Raw genomic sequence first — 19,257 nt, 5'->3', positions numbered from 1 at the left:
AATGCCTTTATTGTACCGGGCGGCAGGGCGGGTAAGAATGTACGGTGCTAACTTTTTGATGTACAAAAATAACCTTTAAGGCGGTCTGTCCCATGGACTCCCACAATCTGCTTACCAGCTACCTGGCCAATCTCAAGGTTGACCTGATTGTAGCCGACTATAACGAATGCTCTATGGATTGGAAGGATCTGGACTACACTCCGGATTACAGCAAATTCTATTACATAATTGGCGGAGAAGGCTGGCTGAAGATCGGGGATAAGGAGTATTATCCGCAGCCGGGTGAGCTGATTCTAATGCCGGAGGGTGTGAGGCAATCCTATGCCTGCATCAGCGAACGCCCCTTTCTCAAATACTGGTGTCATTTCAGTGCCAAGGTCGGGCAGATGAACCTGTTCCGTGTGCTTGAGCTGAGCCATGTCTGTCTTCCTGAGAATTCTGCTGCGGTTGAGGCGGCGTTCAAGGGGATCACCGACAGTGCCAGATCTGACGCGGTCTACGCCCCGCTGCTGGCGAGAAGCAAACTACTTGAGCTGATGTCCTATTACCTGATGAATCTCAAGCTGGATGAGCTCTCTTATAAGAATCTCGGGGCGGCCCGGAAGCTGACGGCTGTCCTGGATTATATCGCGGAGAATATCGAGCAGAATATGAGCATTCATGATCTTGCCGAGATTGCATACATGCACCCGAACTACTTCATGCGCCTGTTCAAGCAGCAGATCGGCGTGCCCCCCATCCAGTACATTACCCGGCAAAAGATTGAAAAGGCCAAAGAGCTGCTGACCACCACCTCCGGTTCGGTCAGCGCGATTGCCGATCAGCTGGGCTTCGGCGATCTGTTCTATTTCTCCAAGCAGTTCAAGAAGCATGCCGGGCTTACGCCCACCGAATTCAGGAAACAAAAGAGCGGAGGGATGCTGTAGTGCTTCTGAAACAGAGCATTGCTGCCCGTCTATAGCGCGAGTGGAGAATACAGGGTGAAGTCTGTTAATATAGAACTACGGCATCATCCATATCAAAGGAGAATTCAATGTGAACGAGAACCTGAAGCAAGCGTATGTACAGTTAGGATTACCTGAAACCGTAACCAGAGAGGAACTGAACAAGCGGTTCGATCTGCTCCTGAAGCGAAGACGCGCCCTGACCACAGAGGAAGAGATAGCAGCCTACGAAGCGGATTTCCGGGCGTACAAGCTGATTCTCGATACCTGGGATGAGCAGGAGATCCAGAAGGCTGAAGACGAGCGGCTTGCCAAGTATGGACGCTTCTCCGGTACGGCAAGCAAGTGGGAGACCTTCATGCGGCTATACCGGACACATGTGATCCTCGGCATTATCGGGCTGCTGGTAGTGATTTTTGGCGGGAAGGCCCTCTATGACAATTACCAGCATAGACAATATCTGGCTTCTCTGCCGCCAGTAGATGCTAAGATTATGTTCATCGGCAGCTTCGGAGTTACGGATACCAGCGGCAAGACCGAGGAGCTGGAGAAGGCGATCATCGCGGCTTATCCGGAATGGAAGCGGGTGGAGACGGTGATGACTTATCTGCCCAGAACGGGCGAAGGCTCCGACTCGCTGGATATGAATTATATGCAAAAGGCAGTTGTGGAGCTGGCGGCGAACCGGCCGGATATCCTCATTCTGGATGAGGCCACCGTCAAGTGGATCGGGGGACAGACCGGATTCCAGAATCTGGAGCCGATCACAGCGGACGGGAAGCTTGCCGCTGACGATACCCGCATGCAGTGGGGAGTCAATGAGGACACGGGCAAGAATGAGCTGTATGGTGTAGATATTCTGAAATCTCCGTTCATCTCAGAGCTGCCTATCAATTATAATGCGAAATCCATCATTATCGGTGTACTGAATGACAAGGACAAAGATAAGATGCTGGCGTTCGTGAAGCATATTGCGGAGGAGCCGCCCGTTAAGTAAGCAGGATACACAGTACACCAAAAACCTCTCTTCACCGATGGACCGGACAGTCATCAGGAAGAGAGGTTTTTGGTATGCCTATTGCTCTATTATATGCTTGTTAAGGGTCTGGTCTTACTGCTCTAAGCGGTAGCCCCCATGGAATACAGGACCGACATACTCATTGAACGCATAGCCATTGCGGATGGCGGCGGATACGAAATCCTTCGCCTTCACCACAGCATCCTTCACCGACAAGCCGTTAGCCAGTCCGCCGGTAATTGCTGCGGCGAAGGTGCATCCCGCTCCATGGTTATGGGCAGGCTCGATCTTCGCAGTCTCCAGGACGAGGTATTCGCTGCCGTCGAAGAAGATATCAATCGCCTTGTCGCCGCCCAGCGCCTTGCCGCCCTTGACGACAACATTCCGGGTGCCGAGCTGATGGATCAGGCGGGCAGCTTCCTTCATCTGATCAAGCGTAGTCAGCTTGCCGAGACCCGAGAGCACTCCGGCTTCGAACAGATTCGGAGTAGCCACCGTAGCCAGCGGCAGCAGCAGATCGCGGATGGCATCTGCACTCTCCGGGTTCAGTACTTCATCCTCGCCTTTACATACCATAACCGGATCGATCACGACATTGGTCTGCTTGTTGCTCTTCAGGGCCTGTTCAGTAACCTTAACAATGTCCACACTGCCGAGCATACCAGTCTTCATGGCATCCACAGGACCGCCGGCGAAGATTGTCTTAAGCTGTTCGGCAACGATGGCAGCATCGACAGGGTATACATTATGATGCCAGCCCCGGTCAGGGTCCATCGTTACAATGGTAGTCAGGGCACTAAGGCCGTAAGTACCGTATTCCTCAAAGGTTTTGAGGTCTGCCTGAATGCCTGCGCCTCCGCTGGAGTCACTGCCGGCAATGGTTAATGTCTTAATGATTTTTGACAAAGGTAACGTCCCCTTCTTGTATATAAATAGTATGCTGCTTATTATAACAAAAATCATCGGCTTAGTCCGCAAAAAAAGTATAAGCTCCAAAAACGCACCGCTGCCCTTGGGTGAGAGCATGGGTTTGCCGGCTGCTGCACTGCATATCATGGTAGTCTAGTGGATTATATATTCAGGAGGCTGCCATGATTGAGATCAGTTTATGCATGATTGTCCGCAATGAGGAGAAGAGCCTGCCCCGCTGCCTGGCTTCGGTGGAAGGGCTGGTCGATGAGATCGTCATTGTAGATACGGGATCGGCAGACCGCACCAAGGAGATTGCCGGTGCCTTTGGAGCCGCAATTTATGATTTTACCTGGATTGACGATTTCTCCGCTGCCCGTAATTACGCCTTCAGCAAGGCGACCCGGGATTATATCTTCTGGCTGGATGCGGACGACTATCTGAGAGAAGAGGATCAGGCGCTGTTCAGGGTGCTGAAGTCTTCGCTGCCGGAGCAGGTGGACAGTGTGAATATGCAGTATAATCTCGCTTTTGACGGGGAGGGGAGGGTGACGACCTCCTTGCGGCGCAACCGGCTGGTCCGCCGGTCGTGCGGGTTCCGCTGGATCGGTCCGGTGCATGAATATCTGGAGGTGTACGGCCCGTCGCTGGCAAGTACCGTCTGCGTTACCCATGAGAAGGATAAAGCGTACACGGACCGCAATCTGCAGATCTACCGCAAACGGGAAGCGGAAGGAGAGAGCTTCTCTGCGCGCGATCAATATTATTACGCCAATGAGCTGCGCGACCACGGAATTCACCGGGAGGCCTGCCGGTATTACGAGCTGTTCCTCAGCGGCGGGCAGGGCTGGATTGAAGATAATATTCAGGCCTGCCTGCGGCTGGCCGAATGCCTGGAAGCGCTTGGGGACAAGGAAGCAGCCTTCACTGCGGTCACCCGCACGCTGCAATATGATGCCCCGCGTGCCGAAGGCTGCTGCCGGATAGGGGCCTGGCATCTGGAGAAGGGCCAGCTTCATCCGGCAATCTACTGGTTTGAGCTTGCTATTCAGCTGCCCGGACAGGCGGAGTCCATGGCGATGAAGAATGAGGCCTTCGCCACCTGGATTCCGAATCTGCAGCTTGCGCTCTGCTATGACCGGCTGGGCCAGCATGAACGGGCCAACCGCTATAATGAGACTGCGCTGCTTCATTCCCCCGGCCATCCCAGCATGCTGTATAACCGGAATTACTTCCAGAAGCTACTGGGCGACAAGTATGTCTCCTTGCAGCAGCCCTGAACACATAACAAGCGCTCCCCTGCCTCGGCAGGGGAGCGCTTGTTATTGTCTACGGATGTCCAGGCATTGCCGCAGGCTCCAGCAGCAACTGGGGTTCACTCATGCGGATGAATTCCAGCACCTTGTCGTAGATAATCCGGTGGCCCTCCCGGTTGGGGTGGATGCCGTCCCGGCAGATGAACTTGGTGTAATCCGGCTGCTGCAGGAAGGCGCCCCGGACATCGATAATCTTGGTCCTGGTGCTCTCGGCGACCTTGAGGATAGCGGAGTTATAACGCTCCTGCCACCAGTAGATTTTGGTGACGCTGCCGAGGAACTTCATAATGTTCACTTCGGAATCGGGATTGTTACCGCTGACCCACTTGAAGTAGTTGTCCGCATTCAGCGGAGGCAGACTCATCAGGATTGGCGTGATCCCCTGGTTTTTCAGGAAATGGATCATATCAGCCAGCATCCGCTCGAAGGCCGGAAAATCTGTCTTGGGACTATGCTCTGCCTCGGGATTGCTCGCAATCTCACTCCAGTGGTAGTCACAGTCATTGCCGCCGTATTCAATCAGCACCACATCCGGCTTCTCCTTCAGGACATCCCGCTTCAGATTGCCGAAGCCCTTCATCAGCGTATTGCCGAATCTGGCAGTATTGCGCATAGCTCCCTTGAGCTTGCCCTGAAGCATGGATACATAATTATCCTCCAGAATGACATACTTGCTTCGGGTCTCGTCATACACAACGCCCTTGGAGATAGAATCCCCGCTGACCATATATTTGAACTGAGACCCCATGGACTCTTGCTGCTCCTCATTCCTGTTCATGCTCCCGCCTCCGATAACCCTAGTGTATATACAATCAGTGTAAACCATACATGCAGCCGTGCCTATGTATAGATGTCATGGTTTCTTAGGGGGCTGTAATCGCCTGTTGTTAGTCCAGTCAGCAGACTGAATTCCCCATAGAATAATGGAGAGTGAATTTGTTACCAGGAGGCCATGTTGATGACGCAAATTATTGATTTCAGCAGAAGTGCAATCACCAGCTTCAGTCAATCGATCACTATACCTGTTCCCCTGTCTCCCACAAGCTATACAATGACCGAATTCGGGCTTGCCACCGTACAGGGCGGCAGTGTCCTGCTCAATGCCACGATTGGTGTTCAGACCACGCTGGGCAATCCCAATCTGCTGCTTACGATCCTTCGTTCGGGAACACCCGTGTTTACCCTGATGGCAACGGCACCCGGCGGGAGCCAGTATGCTCCGCTAAGTCTCACTTATGTGGATGTTAACTTTCCGTCAGGATATTTCGCTTATACCTTGACGATTTCACAAGTGAACTCCTCTACACTGAACTCTGCCAATCTGATTGGTCCCGTAGATTTCTCGGGACTCTCCCTGGTGTAAGCGATGGCGGCTATCGTTGATTATGGTAAAAGTGTTCCGTCCAGCTTCAGTCAATCCGCTTCTTTCCCCGTAAGGAGACTGCCTAACAGTTTGATTCTGGGACAGTTCGGGGTGTCTGTCGGAACGAACGGTTTAGTCCTGCTTGATGCGACGATTGGTCTTTATAACAATACGCCCAATGCATCGAATCTGATTTTTACCATCGTGCGGAATGCGGTGCAGATCTTCACGGCAAGATCCAGCCCATGGACCGGAAATAGCTATGAAGCCGTTCATCTATCCTATACAGACAGCGGCAATCCTGCCGGTTATTACGGATATGCTCTCGTTGTGTCCGCCATCGGCACCGGGAATCCGCCCGAGATCATAGGCCCGCTGGTATTCTCGGGCTTATCCGTCTCTTAACCTGACGCCGGGGAGCGGCACTTCCCGGTTTTTTTGGCTGGAAATCTATAGAATGAATATTCTCTCATTGGACAAATAAAGCGATACATATACATGGAATTGGAGGAGTTCGCACAATGGAAGGGAGGAAGAAGACGCCGGTTTAAGGAAAAATGGAAGGAGAACGGAATTTATGCCCTATACCACGGGAGCGGTCTATAATCCGTCTGCCGGAACGTCACATATCGACCGGATTCAAATTTCCTGCCTGAATGATTCTATTATCGTAGCGATTAATATCAATTTGCAGATTTTTCATTTCCTGGGTAACAATTTCACACGGGTGCCCGTAGGCGAAGCTTTATTTCAAGTGAATCCCCAGCAGCTGGTGGTCCAGACGTATTCGGTAAATGCCGCGAGCTATTATGAAGCCCAAATTAATTATTACAGTGCGGTGAACACGATTGTAAATGTGTTTGCACTGGATGCCGCGGGCAACAGTATCGGGCGAATTGTTCAACCAGAGCTTACATACATTGACAGGCTGACGATCATTAACACTTGAAAAGGGATGATGTCTATTGGCGAACGTCAACGTTACAGCTGGATTGCCAGGGAACCATATTGAGCCATCGGTTGCGGTAAATGAGCTGGACCCCAACATTCTATGTGCGGTAGCAGTGGATTCCAGCACTGGAACAGCTCTGACCGGATTCTACCGGTCGGTGGATGGCGGGGCCACTTGGTCATCTACAATTTTGCCGCAGGCACCGGGCTTCATGAGCGCGGAAGCGCCGACCATTGACTATACCTTTCCCAATACCTTTATCATCGCTGTCCACTTTTTTAATGATTTTAATGACGGGACGATTGCAACGTACACCACCTTTGACAACGGACTCACCTTCAATCCCCCTGTTATCGTTCAGCGGGGTTATGGTCTGTACGTCCATAATGATGAGCCATTTCTTGCTGTAGACCGTTCACCGTCCAGCCCTTACCGGGGAAATGCATACGTAGGCTACACCCCGCTGTTCTATTTGGGAACCAATGCAGCGATTTTTTTCCAGCGTTCTGTGGATCAGGGGCTGAGCTGGGAGCCGCCGCAGCGCGTTTCAGATCCCCGGGGAGATCTGGAGCGGGCTGCACTCATTGTCGGACTGGCAGGCGAGGTCTATGTGGGGTTTATCCAGCTTGGTCCAGGACCCAAATATGCCTATATCCGTGTCTCTCAGGATGGGGGAGTCAGCTTCAATCCCCCGGTCACCCGGGGAGCGACCTTTCTGGCAAGTACTGTTCCTGTACCCAGCCCGCTGCCTGTTCCGAACTATAACTTCCGAGTACAGACGAATCTAGCGCTTGGAGCAGACATCTCGAACGGCCCCTTTGCCGGTTTTGTCTATGCGGTGTGGAATGATTTCCGGCTGGGCTATGCCGATATCTTCTTCTCGCGTTCTCCGGACGGCTTGCTGTGGTCCGCTCCCGTGAGCATCACCGGGGCCCCGGCGGGGTCGCAGAATTTCTCGCCTTCGATTACGGTATCACCTACCACAGGGACGGTGCGGGTGATCTACTATACCAACCGGCTGGACGGCTTCCTGCTGGATGTGTTTGTGGCGGAGTCTAACAACAGCGGCTTGTCCTTCGCCAACCGGAGGGTGTCGGATGTATCCACGAATCCGAACGGCAATTCTCCGATTCCCACTGAGCTGATTGGTGACTATATTACCGCAGCTACTATATTCCCGGATACGCTGGCTGCGGTATGGAATGATACGCGGCTGAACAAGCAGGATGTTATCTTCGGCAATTGAGAGGGTAGGGAACGGCTTATTCTTATAAAAACAGGTCCGGCGGGTTTCTCCAAGCCGGGCCTGTTGGACTTGCTATTCTACGCATCTATCGTCTTCGTTCTTCGGAGCTGCCTAGCCGTTCTCTGCAAAAGGGCGGTTGAACTGCGCTTTACCCGCACCGTTCCCCTTTAAAAAAGCAGCGGCCGTCCGTTCCATGATTTTGACACTGTTCTCCCAGGTCCATGATCTTGAATCGCTCTCACCGCGCGCGGCGATCCGGTTCCGGAGTACGGGATCTTGAATGAGCCGCATCACATCCGCCGCAAGCCGGTTCTCATACCGGTAGGACAACAAGGAGTTCTCCTCATGGCGGGCATACTCCAGATTTCCTCCCGAGTATACCGAGACTACCGCCGCCCCGCAGCGCATCGCCTCCAGCCCGGGCAATGAGCCGGTGTCGAAAATGCTGGAGCTGACAAAAATATCAGCACCGTTATAGTGATAGCATAGCTCCTCGTCATTGAGCGGCGTGAAGAAGCGGTATTTGCCGCTATCCATCATTCTTCTCAGTGTATCAGAAGTGAAGCATTCATCCGGCGGACTGATGAAATTGATATTGACCCACGGGAAGTTCTGCTTCACGATATCCAGCTGATTCACCAGATAATCCTGCTCGCGGTGCCAGGAGAAGCCGTGCTCCACCTTGCGCAGAATCGCTGTAATATTCAGCGGCTCCTGAAGCTCCTTGCGGATATTCATATTTCGGAATGAAGCGCTGATCCCTACCGGTACAATGCTTCCGCTGATGCCGTGACTGAGCCTAATCAACTCCTGCTGCCATCTGGAGAGGACAATTAGTTTATCGGTAATGTGGTAAGAGGGGAAGGATATCTCGCTCTGCGGGAGAAAAAGAGGTTCATAGCATAGAGAAAGGCGGATATGCATGCCTTTGCCGCTCAGGCTGGCTGCCTGTGAGACCGGAACCGTAGTGTAGAAGTTGGAGACGATGATATCACTGACCGGAAAATCGGATTCACGGAGCAGCGGGTAGTCGGTAATCAGCAGAGTGGAACGGACGTCATAGGAAACATCCCCTCCCAGCGGCATGACAATCACAACCTGGTGGCCCCGGGCCGTAAGACCGTTCGTAAGCTCCACGAGCATGCGTTGTGCCCCGCCATGGCTTAAGGTAAGAATGGGGAAAGTGAACCGCATCTGTGATCCCTTCCTTTCTGTACAATCGCCCTGCAAAAATGCGATAGGTATACTATTTTATTCAGTGAAAAGCGAAAAGTACCGCTAAGCGGTACTTTTGGAGGAAATGGGGTTATGGCCGGATTATAACGATTTGCGCAGATTGCGCAGCAGATTCACAGTGTCCCGGATCTCCAGGCTGGTGACATCCTCCAGCGAGACATCGATCATCGGCTTATGCGCCTCAAGCTTGTTCAGGAACTCAGCGGTGTGGAACAGTCCGGCTCCGGGAGCGCCGTGACGAATGCGTCCGCCGTCTTCATAGATTCCTTTGAGATGGGCGAGGATGATCCGGTCGCCGAACAGGCTGAAGGATTGATCGACGATCTCATCCTGGAGATGAACCTCTTCACCGATCAGGTTGCACGGGTCGAATACGACACCGATGGAGCTGGAAGGCACCTCGTCGAGGATGCGCCGCATTTTGGCTGGAGAGGACAGGGTATGGGTACTGACGCCTTCAAGCCCTAAGAATACGCCCCACTTCTCCGCCTCCTCTGCCAGCTCCTCAATCGTTGCCTTAAGGGCATCCCAGCCGAGCTCCTCATAGCGGTAAGGATCAAGCTCCTGGAAGGTCGTGAGTGCTCCCGTCTCCGTGGCGACCATAGGGGCACCGAACAGGCGGGCATAGTGCAGATGCTCCTTGAAGCGGTCGATCTCCGCCCGGCGGACCGCAGGATCGGGGTGGATCGGATTGATGTAGCAGCCAAGCACGCCAATGCGGATACCGGCCCTGTCGAATTGCTCACCGATATAGGAGGCTAGTCCAGGACTCAGCTTGCCCGGGGAGAGGTCGATATCCTGTATGGCTTTGGACAGAGCGAGCTGTACGAAATCAATATTGTAGGTCTGAAGAGCGGAGGTCAATTCCTTAAGCGGCAGGCAGCCGGCAGTATGCGCCAACGTTCCGTAACGAATAATAAACAACTCCTTTGGAATTCTATGAATTTATATCTATAATATTAATGACGCTTACATAGACATGCAAGGTTAAAGAGTGCATGCACAACAGGAGGAATTGAGATGAATGCAATAGAAGCGCGTAAGCAAGAGCTTGAGAACTGCCGTCCAGAGCCGACTCTGGACCGGGAGACGGTTGATGAATTCTGGAATGAGCTGCTCGCGGAAGATGAAGAGCAGCCGCTGGAGGTGACCCTCACCCCTGAAGAGACCCCCTATCCGGGCATGAAGGTGAGTAAGGTCAGCTACATGAGCTATGGGGAGACTACGATCAATGCCTGGTATATCCAGCCTGCCGGTGATACAGAGAACACTGGAGACCGGCCGTGTGTTGTGACCTTTCCAGGTTATACCGGAGACCGGGGATATCCCGAGCGTTACGCACATTTCTTGCTGCTTGGCTACACTGTCCTCGCCGTAGATGTTCGTGGACAGCTAGGCGAGACGGGCAATCTGCTGCCGCAGGAGCATGGCATTGTCAGAGGCTGGATTACCCAGGGGTTGCTGGAGAAGGAGCAATCCTATTATCTGGCGTTAGCTATAGATACCGTCCGGGCCATTGAGACGGCAGCACAGCTGCCAGGGGTTGATCCGGCGCGCATTGCGATTACAGGAGCCAGCCAGGGCGGGGGGATCGCTCTCTTGGCAGGGGCGCTTAGCCGCCGCGTGGCTGCGGTAGCCGCCGATATTCCTAATCTGTGCCGGCTGGATTTCGGTGTGCTGAATTCCACCAGCTCACTTACAGAGATCGCGGAATACTTGAAGCGCTATCCGGAGCACCTGGAGCGTGTGCTGGAGCATCTGGCCTTTTTCGACATCGTTAATCTGGCTCACCGCTTCACTGTCCCTGTCCTGATGTCTGTAGGCTGGAAGGATACGGTATGTATGCCGGAGACGATCTATGCCGCGTATAACCGGATAGAGTCGCCTAAGGAGATTAAGGATTATCCGTTCTCCGGGCATGAGGTGAGCGAATTCCAGCGCAGACAGACGGCACTGTTCTTCCAGGAGCATCTGGGCTCCTAAGAGAAGCGGTACAGGCTACAGTGATTAGCAGCAAGGGAATGGTGTGATGATATAGTAAGGGCTGGCGCGAGGTCATGTGAAGGCAGTCTAATCACCGGGAGGGAATTACAGATGGACAATCAGACAGGTAAGCTGCCGGCGGGAGTATTGGTGGAGAGCTTTGAGTATGACAAGAAGAATGAGGAGCTGGTGAAGAAGAGCTTCTGGAGCAAAACCAGGAAAGCCGCCGGTAAAATCCCCTTCACCAGAGAAGCGATAGCCATGTACTACTGTGCTATGGATGCCAAAACACCGCTATGGGCGAAAGGGATTGCCTTTGGAGCGCTGGCGTATTTCATTTCTCCGATCGATGCTATTCCCGATGCGCTGATCGGCCTGGGCTTCACAGACGATGCTGCCGTCATGGCGGCGGGCATCCGGGCTATTGCCGGACAGGTCAAGGAGGAGCATAAGCAGAAGGCGGAGGATTTTTTCGAAGATTCATAATAGGCTGGAAGATAGCGAAGGGATGCAGCGGGTTGCTGCATCCCTATTCTATGCGCTCTGCTACACTCCGGTGTCTATAGCTGGACGCTCTGAAGTCTGCTGCTTCGCCTGGTACTCCAGACCCCAATCTCTCATCAGCTTGATGATCGGAATCAGAGACCGGCCGAAATCAGTCAAGGAGTACTCGACCTTCGGCGGCACCTGATGATAGACCTCACGGTGTACAACGCCATCCTCCTCCAGCTCGCGGAGCTGCAGGGTCAGCATGCGCTGGGTGATGCCGGGGCAGATGCGGCGGAATTCATTGAACCGGACGGTGGAATCCATCATATGGTACAAGAGCACACCCTTCCATTTGCCGCCGATAACATCAAGGGTGAATTCTACAGGACAAGCAGGGCCCTTGGCGTCCGGGCAGGTGCCGAAACCGCCTTTACGGTCGCGCATCACTGAACACGCTCCTTAGTATCATTTTGTATACTACATCACATAAATGTGCGTACTTCTAAATGTGTTGTATATCCATTACTATAGGCATGGGAACAGGAAAACGTCAATTCCTTATCATGAACGGTACACAGAAAGGGAGTATGGAGGATGGAGAACACAAGCACAGCAACTCAAATCACGAAAGAGCAGATTTTGGCGGCCTATGAGTACAGACATGCGACCAAAGAATTCGACAGCAGCAGAAAAATCAGCGGGGAGGATTTCGGCTTCATTCTGGAGACGGGACGTCTGTCACCGAGCTCGTTCGGCTTCGAACCCTGGAAATTTGTAGTGGTCCAGAACCCGGAGCTCCGGCAAAAGCTGCTGCCGTACGCCTGGGGAGCTCAGAAGCAGCTTCCGACCGCAAGCCATTTCGTGCTTATTCTGGCCAGACAGCCGCGTGATCTGGCAGCTGACTCAGAATATATTCAGAGTATGATGTCAGAGGTGCAGAAGCTGCCGGTTGAGATTGCAGAGGGCAAGCAGCGGGTCTTCGGCGCATTCCTGAAAAACGATTTCGGCCTGGCTGGCAATGAGCGGGCGATCTTCGAGTGGGGGGCGCGTCAGACGTATCTGCCCCTTGGCAATATGATGACCGCAGCCGCGCTGATCGGCGTCGATTCCTGTCCGATTGAAGGCTTCGATAAGCTGAAGATGGAGCAGCTTCTGGCCGACGAGGGGATTATGGACCCTGAACATTTCGGGCTGGCCTGCATGGTAGCCTTCGGCTACCGTACCGGCGAGCCGCGTGCCAAGACCCGGCGGACCGCTTCGCAGGTGGTGGAGTGGGTCTAAGGGAGGCGTCAACGGGCAGGAGAACGTACTGAGAATCTAAAAAGAAACGGATGCAGCCCTCCGGGCATCATCCGTTTCTTTTTGCAATCTGGAGATTCTGCGTCAGTTCCTGCTTCCGCTTGCACCATTATGAAAGTACATAGAAGAGTCGAAAACTTATTGAAAATTTACTGAAAATTCTGCTACTCTTAGGAGGTCAATTTGCTGCCGGTAAGCAGCTGCTTAAGATCGTCATTTCAAGATTGAAGGGATTCCTGCATTATGAAAATCATCCGCATTATCGCCGAGGTCTGCCTGCTGTATGTGTTCTTCCTGGCCGGAGACTATCTGCAAGAGCTGCTGCATTTGCCGATTCCAGGCAGTATCGTGGGACTATTGCTGCTCTTCGTCTTGCTGCTGCTAAAGATTGTGCCCGTGAAGCTGATCGAGAACGGCTCGTCCTTTATTCTGGCGTATCTGCCCATGTTCTTCATCCCGGCCACCGCAGGCATTATGAACCATCTGGATATCTTCAGCGGAAGAGGCTTGCTCCTGATAGGTATTCTTGTCATCAGCAGTGTGCTGACCATGGTTGTTACAGCACATTCCAGCCAGTGGATTGCTGCCCGCAGCGTCAAACGGTTAACACGCCGGACGTACCGTGCCCGTAATCTCCACGGGAAGGGGAAGGAAGCATGAGAATTCTGCTGGCCATTGGTTTCGTGCTGATGAACGTTGTGATCTATCTGGTCATGTCCATGCTGTACAGACGCTACCGTCTTCCTGTCCTCCTGCCCGCACTGACGGCAACGTTCACGGTTGTTGTGCTGCTCATGGGCTTCCATATCTCTTATGAGACTTATATGATCGGCGGCGACTGGATTAACCGCCTGCTGGGACCAGCGGTAGTATCGCTGGCTTATCCCTTATACAAACAGCGGCATGTACTGTGGAAGAATCTCCCCGCCATTCTCGGCGGAACGGTCACCGGACTTATGGTCGGAATGTTCAGCGGGCTGCTGATGGCAGCCGGACTCGGCTTCTCCAAGCTGTACGTGCTGTCCATTCTGCCCAAGTCGATTACCACCGCTGTAGCGATCCAGATCTCCAGCAATCTCGGCGGAGATTCATCGCTGACCTCCGTGTTCGTGATGGTTGCCGGCTTCACGGGAGCGATTGGCGGCCCCTACATTATCAAGCTGTTCAGAATCCGCAGCGAGTCGGGGATCGGCATTGGCCTGGGCACAGCTTCCCATGCCCTCGGCACAGCCAAAGCACTGGAATACGGCGAGGAGTCAGTCTCCATGAGCTCTGTAGCCATGACCGTATGCGCGATTGTCGGCTCCATCGCCGGACCGCTAGTCGCCTGGATCATGTACCATTGAGCTTGCAGCAATCAGTAATCAGCCGTTCACCCGCAGCCGGATTACGTTCCAGGAAGCAGCCGGAAGCATTGCGCTCACCCGGCCGCCGTCTGCGGCTGCTGTTCCCCGGTTGTGCGGAAGCACATTCGACGGGTTGGAGCGGGTATTGGCCGCCTGAAGATCCTCATGCTCAAGAACCGTGTGCTGAATAACCTCTACAGCGCCGAAGCTCCGCAGATCAACCGCCAGCTCCATGCCTTCGCTCAGATGGCGGTTCACTGCAAACACAGTAACCTCGTTCAGCTCCTCATTGTATACACTGACCGCTTCCAGATATGGAACGTCGGTGAAATCCTTGGAATCATATTTCGAACTTGTAATCAGCGGGTGCAGCACTGTTCCCCGGCCGTAGATGGAGGCATGCATGTAAGGATAATAAGTGGTCTGCAGCCAGAGCGGTCCGCCGTCCTCCGTCATAATCGGGGCAATGACATTAATGAGCTGGGCGATACAGGCCATCTTGACCCGGTCTGCATGCTTGAGCAGGCTGATCAGGCAGCAGCCCACCACCAGCGCATCCTCCAGGGTATAGACATCCTCGAATTCAGGCGGTGCAATCTGCCAGTGCTGCTCGGCACGGCTAGAGCCCTGCGATTTCCAGACATTCCATTCATCGAGGGACAGGTAAATCTTTTTCTTGCTTTTCTTCTTGGCCTTGATATAATCACATACTGCTGCTACGCTGTCGATGAACTGATCCATATCAAGCGATTGGGCCAGGAAATTCGCTGTATCCCCATCATTGTTATTGTAGTAAGTGTGCAGCGAGAGGAAATCGACATTATCATAGGTGAGATCCAGGACTGTAGCTTCCCATTCGGCAAAAGTGCTCATATTGCTGCCCGAGCTGCCGCAGGCGACAAGCTCCAGGGAAGGATCTACCCAGCGCATCGCTTTGGCGGTCTCATTGGCGAGTCTTCCGTATTCGACGGCAGTCTTGGCTCCGATCTGCCATGGACCGTCCATTTCATTGCCCAGACACCAGGTGCGGAAGTTGTGCGGCGCCTTGTAGCCATGAGAGATCCGCAGGTCACTCCAGTAAGAGCCGGAGGGATGGTTGCAGTACTCAACGAGATTCCTTGCTGCGTCGATTCCGCGTGTGCCCAGGTTCACTGCCATCATCACTTCAGAACCGGCCAGCTTGGCCCAATCGGCGAATTCATTCGTGCCTACCTGGTTAGTCTCTGTAACCCACCAGGCAAGTTCAAGAGAGCGCTTCCGTTCCGCCTTGGGTCCAACGCCGTCTTCCCAGTTATAACCGGATACGAAGTTGCCCCCCGGATAACGGATGATCGGTACGCGTAGTGCCTTGATAGCCTGGAGGGCATCGCTGCGGAACCCGTTCTCGTCAGCGGTAGGATGTCCCGGCTCATAGATTCCGCCATAGACGGCCCGGCCCAGATGTTCAATGAAGGAACCGTACAGCCTTGGATCTACCTCGGCCAGCTTGAAGTCTTTGTCGACAATCATCTTGGATTGAATGCTCATAGTTAGAAGCTCCTTTGTATTAGATTAATATAATAGCTAATCGTTCAAGCCCGTTTATGATTACATGATACGAATTACGGGGTATACTAAGCAATAACTAATTTCAGGATTAACTTAATAACTAATTCAAAGAGCGCGGAGGGCCACCGATGTATTTAACCACAGATTCAGAATCGTTGAAGGTCTATGAAGCACTTGCCAGTGAAGTGAGGCTGCGGATCATCGATCTGCTTAGCAGCGAGGAGATGCATATTAAGGAGATTGCAGCCAGGCTGTATCTCAGCAGTGCCATTGTCAGCTCGCATGTAGCCAAGCTGCAGAAGGCCGGCATCGTCAGCTCCCAGATGAAGCGGATCGACGGGGGGACTTATAAATTCTGCTCACTTTCCGCGAATTTCTTGCAGATTAAATTATCCGGGGCCAAAGGCATCGCCCGCAAGGTAGTGGAGGTCTCTGTCCCTGTGGGCCATTACACCGATCTTGAAGCTTCACCGACCTGCGGCATTGCCACAACCGAGAAGCTGATCGGGTATTATGACGACCCGCGTTATTTCCTGGACCCGCAGCGGGTGGATGCCGGCATTCTCTGGTTCGCCAAAGGATACGTGGAATATAAGGTTCCGAATTATCTGTTCATGGATCAGACGGTGCAGGAGATTGAGATTTCCATGGAGATCGGCTCGGAGGCACCGAGTGTGAACGAGAAGTGGCCATCGGATATCTCTTTTATGATGAATGGCATTTCGCTTGGCAAATGGACCAGCCCCGGTGACTTCGGCGTGATGAGAGGCCGGCTGACTCCAGCCTGGTGGCAATCGGATGTGAACCAGTACGGGCTGCTGAAGGTGCTGCGGATTAATGCGGGAGGCACTTACATAGACGGGCAGCAGATATCGGCAGTTACCATCGATCAGGTGGGCTGGCAGCAGGACCAGTGGAGCTTCAGGTTCACGGCAGAAGACACGACCCGAAGGCGGGGCGGCTTAACGTTATTCGGGCGCGGCTTCGGGAATTACGAGCAGGACATTGTGTTTCGTGTCTATTATGAATAAGAGGGACCTGTTCGCCGATTGGCAAGTGAATGGATAAGACAAGGAGAAAGGAGCTTTGTTCAGACGGGATGTTTGCAAAAGGGGTCTGCGGGTAACTATAACTAAGTAATCCAAATCGCGCACAACTTGCATACAAGGAGGAATTCACATGTCGGATCAATCCCATAATGAAGCAGACATCCGCAACAAGGAGAATAAAGACGGGGATTCACTCGCAGAACGCAAAAAGATGGAGAATGGTGTGGATATTGAACCTGAAGCCGATGATTGGGAAGCCAAACCGGCCGAAACCGCTCATCCCGATCCGCTCCCGAAGAATTAAGGTAAATAGGGCAATAGGGTATAAGACAAATGCACGTAGCAGACTGTTCCTCATGGTGCAGTCTTTTTTTCTGGCATAGGAATCAACAGGGTCAGCTATGCGCAGATACGCCAGATATTCCCGTCATAATGTCCCGTTCTTGGAGACATACTAGCTCCAATTGGAAAATAATTGGGACCGGAGGCGGGGATAAATACGATGACACCGTTACTTTTACAGCATAGTTACAGTGTAGTGGCTGCAGCAAGTCCCTATCTGTTCTATTTCACTGTATACTCGTTTCTGGGGTGGGTCCTTGAAGGCATCTATAACCTCTACAGTACGGGGACCTTTCGGAAAGAAGGCTTCCTCAAAGGGCCATTTAAGCCCATGTATGGCTTCGCCCCGCTGCTGCTGCTGGCGGCACATGAAATTAGGCTTCCCTTTCTGTTATTCCTGCTGCTTGCGCTGATTGTCCCTTCGGCGGTTGAGTTTGTCAGCGGCTGGCTGCTTAAGGGGATCTTTCGCAGACAATGGTGGGATTATTCAGGGATGCCATTTCAGCTGCAAGGGCATATCTGCCTGAAATTCTCGTTGTATTGGTGGGGACTGTCAGTGGCTTGCATCTTCGGCTTGCAACCGCTGGTACACTTCCTGTATTTGCATATGGAGCGGGTATGGATGCCTGTACTGCCCATCGCCCTGCTCGTATTCACGGTGGATCTGCTGTGGACCTTCCGCACCCGCCGCCGCGGGCTGCAACTGCTGGATCATCTGTTGGAGCCGCCAGAGCTTGGCGAAGGCTAAGGAATTAGTGACGAATGTGAATACAAAAAACAAAAGTACCCAAAGATATCTCCGGCGTATGTCTGGAGGTATTTTTGGGTTGCATGGCTTTTTGTTTCGTAACAGTTTTATTCGCTTGCATCACAATTGTGCGTCAGACAAGGAATATCATACAACCATGTCAAATATACTGCTAACCCGGTTTATTCATTAACCGTGGAGCGGGAGGGCACATGAACAACCTTTTCAGCAAATACAGCCTGTCTATTATATTGCTTGAAACGCTACTTATTGCATTAATCTCACTATTGCTGATACGGGAAGTCAACAAACCAGTCCCTTTGGTCAGGGACCAGCGGGACTTGATTACGCATTTTGATCAGCTGGATTTGGACAGAATTACAGAAATGATACATAGATTTGAGCTGACGGATTGTGAGAATCAGCCGGATGACTTCGTGGTTCATCCGGTTTCTTTCCGCAAGGATGAGCTATAGGCTGGAATTAAGAAGGATATAGGGACGAATTGAAATCAAGTCAGGAGGAAGCTTCATGTCAATGTCTGAGTATTACCGGGAACTACGGGGCAAGGCGGGCAACGGGCTGTTAATGATGCCGTCCGTAGCAGCTGTAGTAAGGGATGAACAGGATCGGATTCTGCTGATCCGCAAAAAGGATGAGACCTTATGGGGCCTGCCGGCCGGAGCGGTTGAACCTGGAGAGACCCCGTCCAGGGCGCTGCGCAGAGAGGTGTTCGAAGAGACCGGCTTAATGGTTACGCCTGAACAGATTATCGGCGTATTCGGCGGTGAGAAATTCAGATATGAATATAGCAATGGGGATCAGGTAGAGTACACGGTTATTGTATTTGAATGCGTCATTGTTAAAGGCCAGCTCAGGAGCCTGGACGGAGAAGCGGAGGAGCTGAGATTCTTCAAGGAAGATGAACTGCCCGGGCTAACGATCCCTTATCCCCCGAAGCTGTTCGTGCGGGATACATCTGCGCCGCGGAAGATTGTATTTGATTGATGAAGGAGTAGTTTCGATTGAGGATTTTGAATTTACAATCCAGAATGATCTACTGCGGCGCAGTACTGCTAGCCACCCTGCTGGGTCTTGGGACCAGGGCATACGGGAACTCGCTGCCGCACTTTGTCAGCGAACACTTTGGGGATGCGATCTGGGCAGGAATGATCTACCTTGCCTCCCGGGTGCTGCTGATCCGGCATCCGCTATGGATGTCGCTTGTCCTTAGCCTGTGCTTCAGCTTCGGAATTGAGTTCAGCCAGCTCTACCAGGCAGAGTGGATTCTGCATGTGCGTGCCACAACCATTGGCAGCTTGATTCTCGGCCACGGCTTCCTGTGGATTGATCTGGTCCGTTATACAGCCGGAATTCTGTTCTGCTGGACGGTGGACCAAATCTTACAAAATTGATTCTGGATTATATAGGAAGAAGAATATATATTAAGTGAGGCGATCCGGTCTGTA

The 19,257-nt window shown here is 52.7% G+C and carries 23 protein-coding genes; 17 read left to right on the top strand and 6 right to left on the bottom strand.

The window, feature by feature from the left end:
• Positions 1-92 precede the first annotated feature (92 nt).
• Together MKY96_RS16005 and MKY96_RS16000 are read left to right on the top strand one after the other, a co-directional pair.
• Positions 93-926 (top strand): AraC family transcriptional regulator, encoded by an 834-nt coding sequence (locus MKY96_RS16005; RefSeq protein ID WP_340941593.1) that lies wholly within the window; start codon positions 93-95, stop codon positions 924-926.
• Positions 927-1,035: 109 nt separating this feature from the next.
• The gene (locus MKY96_RS16000; protein WP_209875639.1) at positions 1,036-1,941 is read left to right on the top strand and encodes a hypothetical protein; all 906 of its coding nucleotides are present in this window, start codon (positions 1,036-1,038) and stop codon (positions 1,939-1,941) included.
• Between the two features lie 114 nt (positions 1,942-2,055).
• Here the strand turns inward: MKY96_RS16000 and thiD are convergent, their stop codons facing one another.
• On the bottom strand, positions 2,056-2,868 hold the full coding sequence (gene thiD, locus MKY96_RS15995; protein ID WP_340941592.1) for a bifunctional hydroxymethylpyrimidine kinase/phosphomethylpyrimidine kinase: 813 nt from the start codon (positions 2,866-2,868) through the stop codon (positions 2,056-2,058).
• A gap of 185 nt (positions 2,869-3,053) precedes the next feature.
• On the opposite strand from thiD, the gene MKY96_RS15990 reads away from it, so the two are divergent.
• Positions 3,054-4,151, top strand: coding sequence for a glycosyltransferase family 2 protein (locus MKY96_RS15990; RefSeq protein ID WP_340941590.1), 1,098 nt, complete (start codon positions 3,054-3,056; stop codon positions 4,149-4,151).
• A 49-nt stretch (positions 4,152-4,200) separates the two neighbouring features.
• Here the strand turns inward: MKY96_RS15990 and MKY96_RS15985 are convergent, their stop codons facing one another.
• The gene (locus tag MKY96_RS15985; protein WP_051478358.1) at positions 4,201-4,965 is read right to left on the bottom strand and encodes an SGNH/GDSL hydrolase family protein; all 765 of its coding nucleotides are present in this window, start codon (positions 4,963-4,965) and stop codon (positions 4,201-4,203) included.
• 180 nt (positions 4,966-5,145) lie between these two features.
• Between MKY96_RS15985 and MKY96_RS15980 the strand changes: the two genes are divergently transcribed.
• From MKY96_RS15980 to MKY96_RS15965, 4 genes are all read left to right on the top strand, one after another.
• Positions 5,146-5,550 (top strand): hypothetical protein, encoded by a 405-nt coding sequence (locus MKY96_RS15980; protein ID WP_340941589.1) that lies wholly within the window; start codon positions 5,146-5,148, stop codon positions 5,548-5,550.
• Positions 5,551-5,640: 90 nt separating this feature from the next.
• Positions 5,641-5,955 (top strand): hypothetical protein, encoded by a 315-nt coding sequence (locus tag MKY96_RS15975; RefSeq protein ID WP_340941587.1) that lies wholly within the window; start codon positions 5,641-5,643, stop codon positions 5,953-5,955.
• A 172-nt stretch (positions 5,956-6,127) separates the two neighbouring features.
• Positions 6,128-6,499: a hypothetical protein gene (locus MKY96_RS15970; protein WP_340941584.1), complete on the top strand. Its 372-nt coding sequence runs from the start codon at positions 6,128-6,130 to the stop codon at positions 6,497-6,499.
• Between the two features lie 16 nt (positions 6,500-6,515).
• Entirely contained in the window at positions 6,516-7,748 is a 1,233-nt protein-coding gene (locus MKY96_RS15965) for an exo-alpha-sialidase (RefSeq protein ID WP_340941583.1), read from the top strand.
• Between the two features lie 111 nt (positions 7,749-7,859).
• Here the strand turns inward: MKY96_RS15965 and MKY96_RS15960 are convergent, their stop codons facing one another.
• Positions 7,860-8,942 carry a glycosyltransferase family 4 protein gene (locus tag MKY96_RS15960; protein WP_340941581.1) on the bottom strand — a complete coding sequence of 361 codons (1,083 nt, stop codon included), beginning with the start codon at positions 8,940-8,942 and terminating at the stop codon, positions 7,860-7,862.
• A gap of 123 nt (positions 8,943-9,065) precedes the next feature.
• Entirely contained in the window at positions 9,066-9,884 is an 819-nt protein-coding gene (locus tag MKY96_RS15955; protein ID WP_340941580.1) for a sugar phosphate isomerase/epimerase family protein, read from the bottom strand.
• A gap of 120 nt (positions 9,885-10,004) precedes the next feature.
• Between MKY96_RS15955 and MKY96_RS15950 the strand changes: the two genes are divergently transcribed.
• Positions 10,005-10,967, top strand: a complete 963-nt coding sequence (locus tag MKY96_RS15950; protein WP_340941578.1) for an acetylxylan esterase — start codon at positions 10,005-10,007, stop codon at positions 10,965-10,967.
• A 111-nt stretch (positions 10,968-11,078) separates the two neighbouring features.
• Complete coding sequence (locus MKY96_RS15945; protein ID WP_340941576.1) at positions 11,079-11,453, top strand: YkvA family protein; 375 nt, start codon at positions 11,079-11,081, stop codon at positions 11,451-11,453.
• Positions 11,454-11,513: 60 nt separating this feature from the next.
• On the opposite strand, the gene MKY96_RS15940 is transcribed toward MKY96_RS15945, so the two are convergent.
• A complete protein-coding gene (locus MKY96_RS15940) occupies positions 11,514-11,900 on the bottom strand; it encodes a winged helix-turn-helix transcriptional regulator (RefSeq protein ID WP_340941575.1) in 387 nt (128 codons plus the stop codon).
• A gap of 150 nt (positions 11,901-12,050) precedes the next feature.
• Between MKY96_RS15940 and MKY96_RS15935 the strand changes: the two genes are divergently transcribed.
• The 3 genes from MKY96_RS15935 to MKY96_RS15925 all read left to right on the top strand — a co-directional run bounded on the left by MKY96_RS15935 (position 12,051) and on the right by MKY96_RS15925 (position 14,101).
• Positions 12,051-12,737, top strand: coding sequence for an NAD(P)H-dependent oxidoreductase (locus tag MKY96_RS15935; protein ID WP_340941573.1), 687 nt, complete (start codon positions 12,051-12,053; stop codon positions 12,735-12,737).
• 261 nt (positions 12,738-12,998) lie between these two features.
• On the top strand, positions 12,999-13,415 hold the full coding sequence (locus tag MKY96_RS15930) for a CidA/LrgA family protein (protein ID WP_036695124.1): 417 nt from the start codon (positions 12,999-13,001) through the stop codon (positions 13,413-13,415).
• Positions 13,412-14,101, top strand: coding sequence for an LrgB family protein (locus MKY96_RS15925; protein ID WP_076073978.1), 690 nt, complete (start codon positions 13,412-13,414; stop codon positions 14,099-14,101). Before MKY96_RS15930 ends, MKY96_RS15925 begins: the two co-directional genes overlap by 4 nt.
• Before the next feature lie 18 nt (positions 14,102-14,119).
• Here MKY96_RS15925 and arfA read toward each other — a convergent pair whose 3' ends face one another.
• Positions 14,120-15,628 (bottom strand): arabinosylfuranosidase ArfA, encoded by a 1,509-nt coding sequence (gene arfA / locus MKY96_RS15920; protein WP_340941571.1) that lies wholly within the window; start codon positions 15,626-15,628, stop codon positions 14,120-14,122.
• A 149-nt stretch (positions 15,629-15,777) separates the two neighbouring features.
• Here arfA and MKY96_RS15915 point away from each other — a divergent pair, with 149 nt between their 5' ends.
• The 5 genes from MKY96_RS15915 (at position 15,778) to MKY96_RS15895 (ending at position 19,203) form a co-directional block, all read left to right on the top strand.
• Positions 15,778-16,680, top strand: coding sequence for an ArsR/SmtB family transcription factor (locus MKY96_RS15915; protein WP_340941570.1), 903 nt, complete (start codon positions 15,778-15,780; stop codon positions 16,678-16,680).
• Between the two features lie 148 nt (positions 16,681-16,828).
• Positions 16,829-17,002, top strand: a complete 174-nt coding sequence (locus tag MKY96_RS15910; protein ID WP_340754305.1) for a hypothetical protein — start codon at positions 16,829-16,831, stop codon at positions 17,000-17,002.
• Between the two features lie 198 nt (positions 17,003-17,200).
• Positions 17,201-17,788: a putative ABC transporter permease gene (locus MKY96_RS15905; protein ID WP_340941569.1), complete on the top strand. Its 588-nt coding sequence runs from the start codon at positions 17,201-17,203 to the stop codon at positions 17,786-17,788.
• A gap of 531 nt (positions 17,789-18,319) precedes the next feature.
• On the top strand, positions 18,320-18,796 hold the full coding sequence (locus MKY96_RS15900; RefSeq protein ID WP_340941568.1) for an NUDIX domain-containing protein: 477 nt from the start codon (positions 18,320-18,322) through the stop codon (positions 18,794-18,796).
• Between the two features lie 17 nt (positions 18,797-18,813).
• Positions 18,814-19,203 (top strand): ribosomal maturation YjgA family protein, encoded by a 390-nt coding sequence (locus tag MKY96_RS15895; protein ID WP_340941567.1) that lies wholly within the window; start codon positions 18,814-18,816, stop codon positions 19,201-19,203.
• Positions 19,204-19,257 lie beyond the last annotated feature (54 nt).

It is taken from the genome of Paenibacillus sp. FSL R7-0302 (assembly GCF_038006885.1).
GTDB lineage: Bacteria > Bacillota > Bacilli > Paenibacillales > Paenibacillaceae > Paenibacillus_AQ.
The sequence above is the reverse complement of the archived record's forward strand: the minus strand, read 5'-3'. Positions and strand labels throughout refer to the sequence as shown.

Coding starts and splice junctions, on each gene's coding strand:
- MKY96_RS15915 (WP_340941570.1), top strand. CDS start 15,778: ATGTATTTAACCACAGATTCAGAATCGTTGAAGGTCTATGAAGCACTT.
- MKY96_RS15940 (WP_340941575.1), bottom strand. CDS start 11,900: ATGCGCGACCGTAAAGGCGGTTTCGGCACCTGCCCGGACGCCAAGGGC.
- MKY96_RS15950 (WP_340941578.1), top strand. CDS start 10,005: ATGAATGCAATAGAAGCGCGTAAGCAAGAGCTTGAGAACTGCCGTCCA.
- MKY96_RS16005 (WP_340941593.1), top strand. CDS start 93: ATGGACTCCCACAATCTGCTTACCAGCTACCTGGCCAATCTCAAGGTT.
- MKY96_RS15930 (WP_036695124.1), top strand. CDS start 12,999: ATGAAAATCATCCGCATTATCGCCGAGGTCTGCCTGCTGTATGTGTTC.
- MKY96_RS15970 (WP_340941584.1), top strand. CDS start 6,128: ATGCCCTATACCACGGGAGCGGTCTATAATCCGTCTGCCGGAACGTCA.
- MKY96_RS15990 (WP_340941590.1), top strand. CDS start 3,054: ATGATTGAGATCAGTTTATGCATGATTGTCCGCAATGAGGAGAAGAGC.
- MKY96_RS15960 (WP_340941581.1), bottom strand. CDS start 8,942: ATGCGGTTCACTTTCCCCATTCTTACCTTAAGCCATGGCGGGGCACAA.
- arfA (WP_340941571.1), bottom strand. CDS start 15,628: ATGAGCATTCAATCCAAGATGATTGTCGACAAAGACTTCAAGCTGGCC.
- MKY96_RS15980 (WP_340941589.1), top strand. CDS start 5,146: ATGACGCAAATTATTGATTTCAGCAGAAGTGCAATCACCAGCTTCAGT.
- MKY96_RS15925 (WP_076073978.1), top strand. CDS start 13,412: ATGAGAATTCTGCTGGCCATTGGTTTCGTGCTGATGAACGTTGTGATC.
- MKY96_RS15910 (WP_340754305.1), top strand. CDS start 16,829: ATGTCGGATCAATCCCATAATGAAGCAGACATCCGCAACAAGGAGAAT.
- MKY96_RS15985 (WP_051478358.1), bottom strand. CDS start 4,965: ATGAACAGGAATGAGGAGCAGCAAGAGTCCATGGGGTCTCAGTTCAAA.
- MKY96_RS15905 (WP_340941569.1), top strand. CDS start 17,201: ATGACACCGTTACTTTTACAGCATAGTTACAGTGTAGTGGCTGCAGCA.
- MKY96_RS15945 (WP_340941576.1), top strand. CDS start 11,079: ATGGACAATCAGACAGGTAAGCTGCCGGCGGGAGTATTGGTGGAGAGC.
- MKY96_RS15935 (WP_340941573.1), top strand. CDS start 12,051: ATGGAGAACACAAGCACAGCAACTCAAATCACGAAAGAGCAGATTTTG.
- MKY96_RS15900 (WP_340941568.1), top strand. CDS start 18,320: ATGTCAATGTCTGAGTATTACCGGGAACTACGGGGCAAGGCGGGCAAC.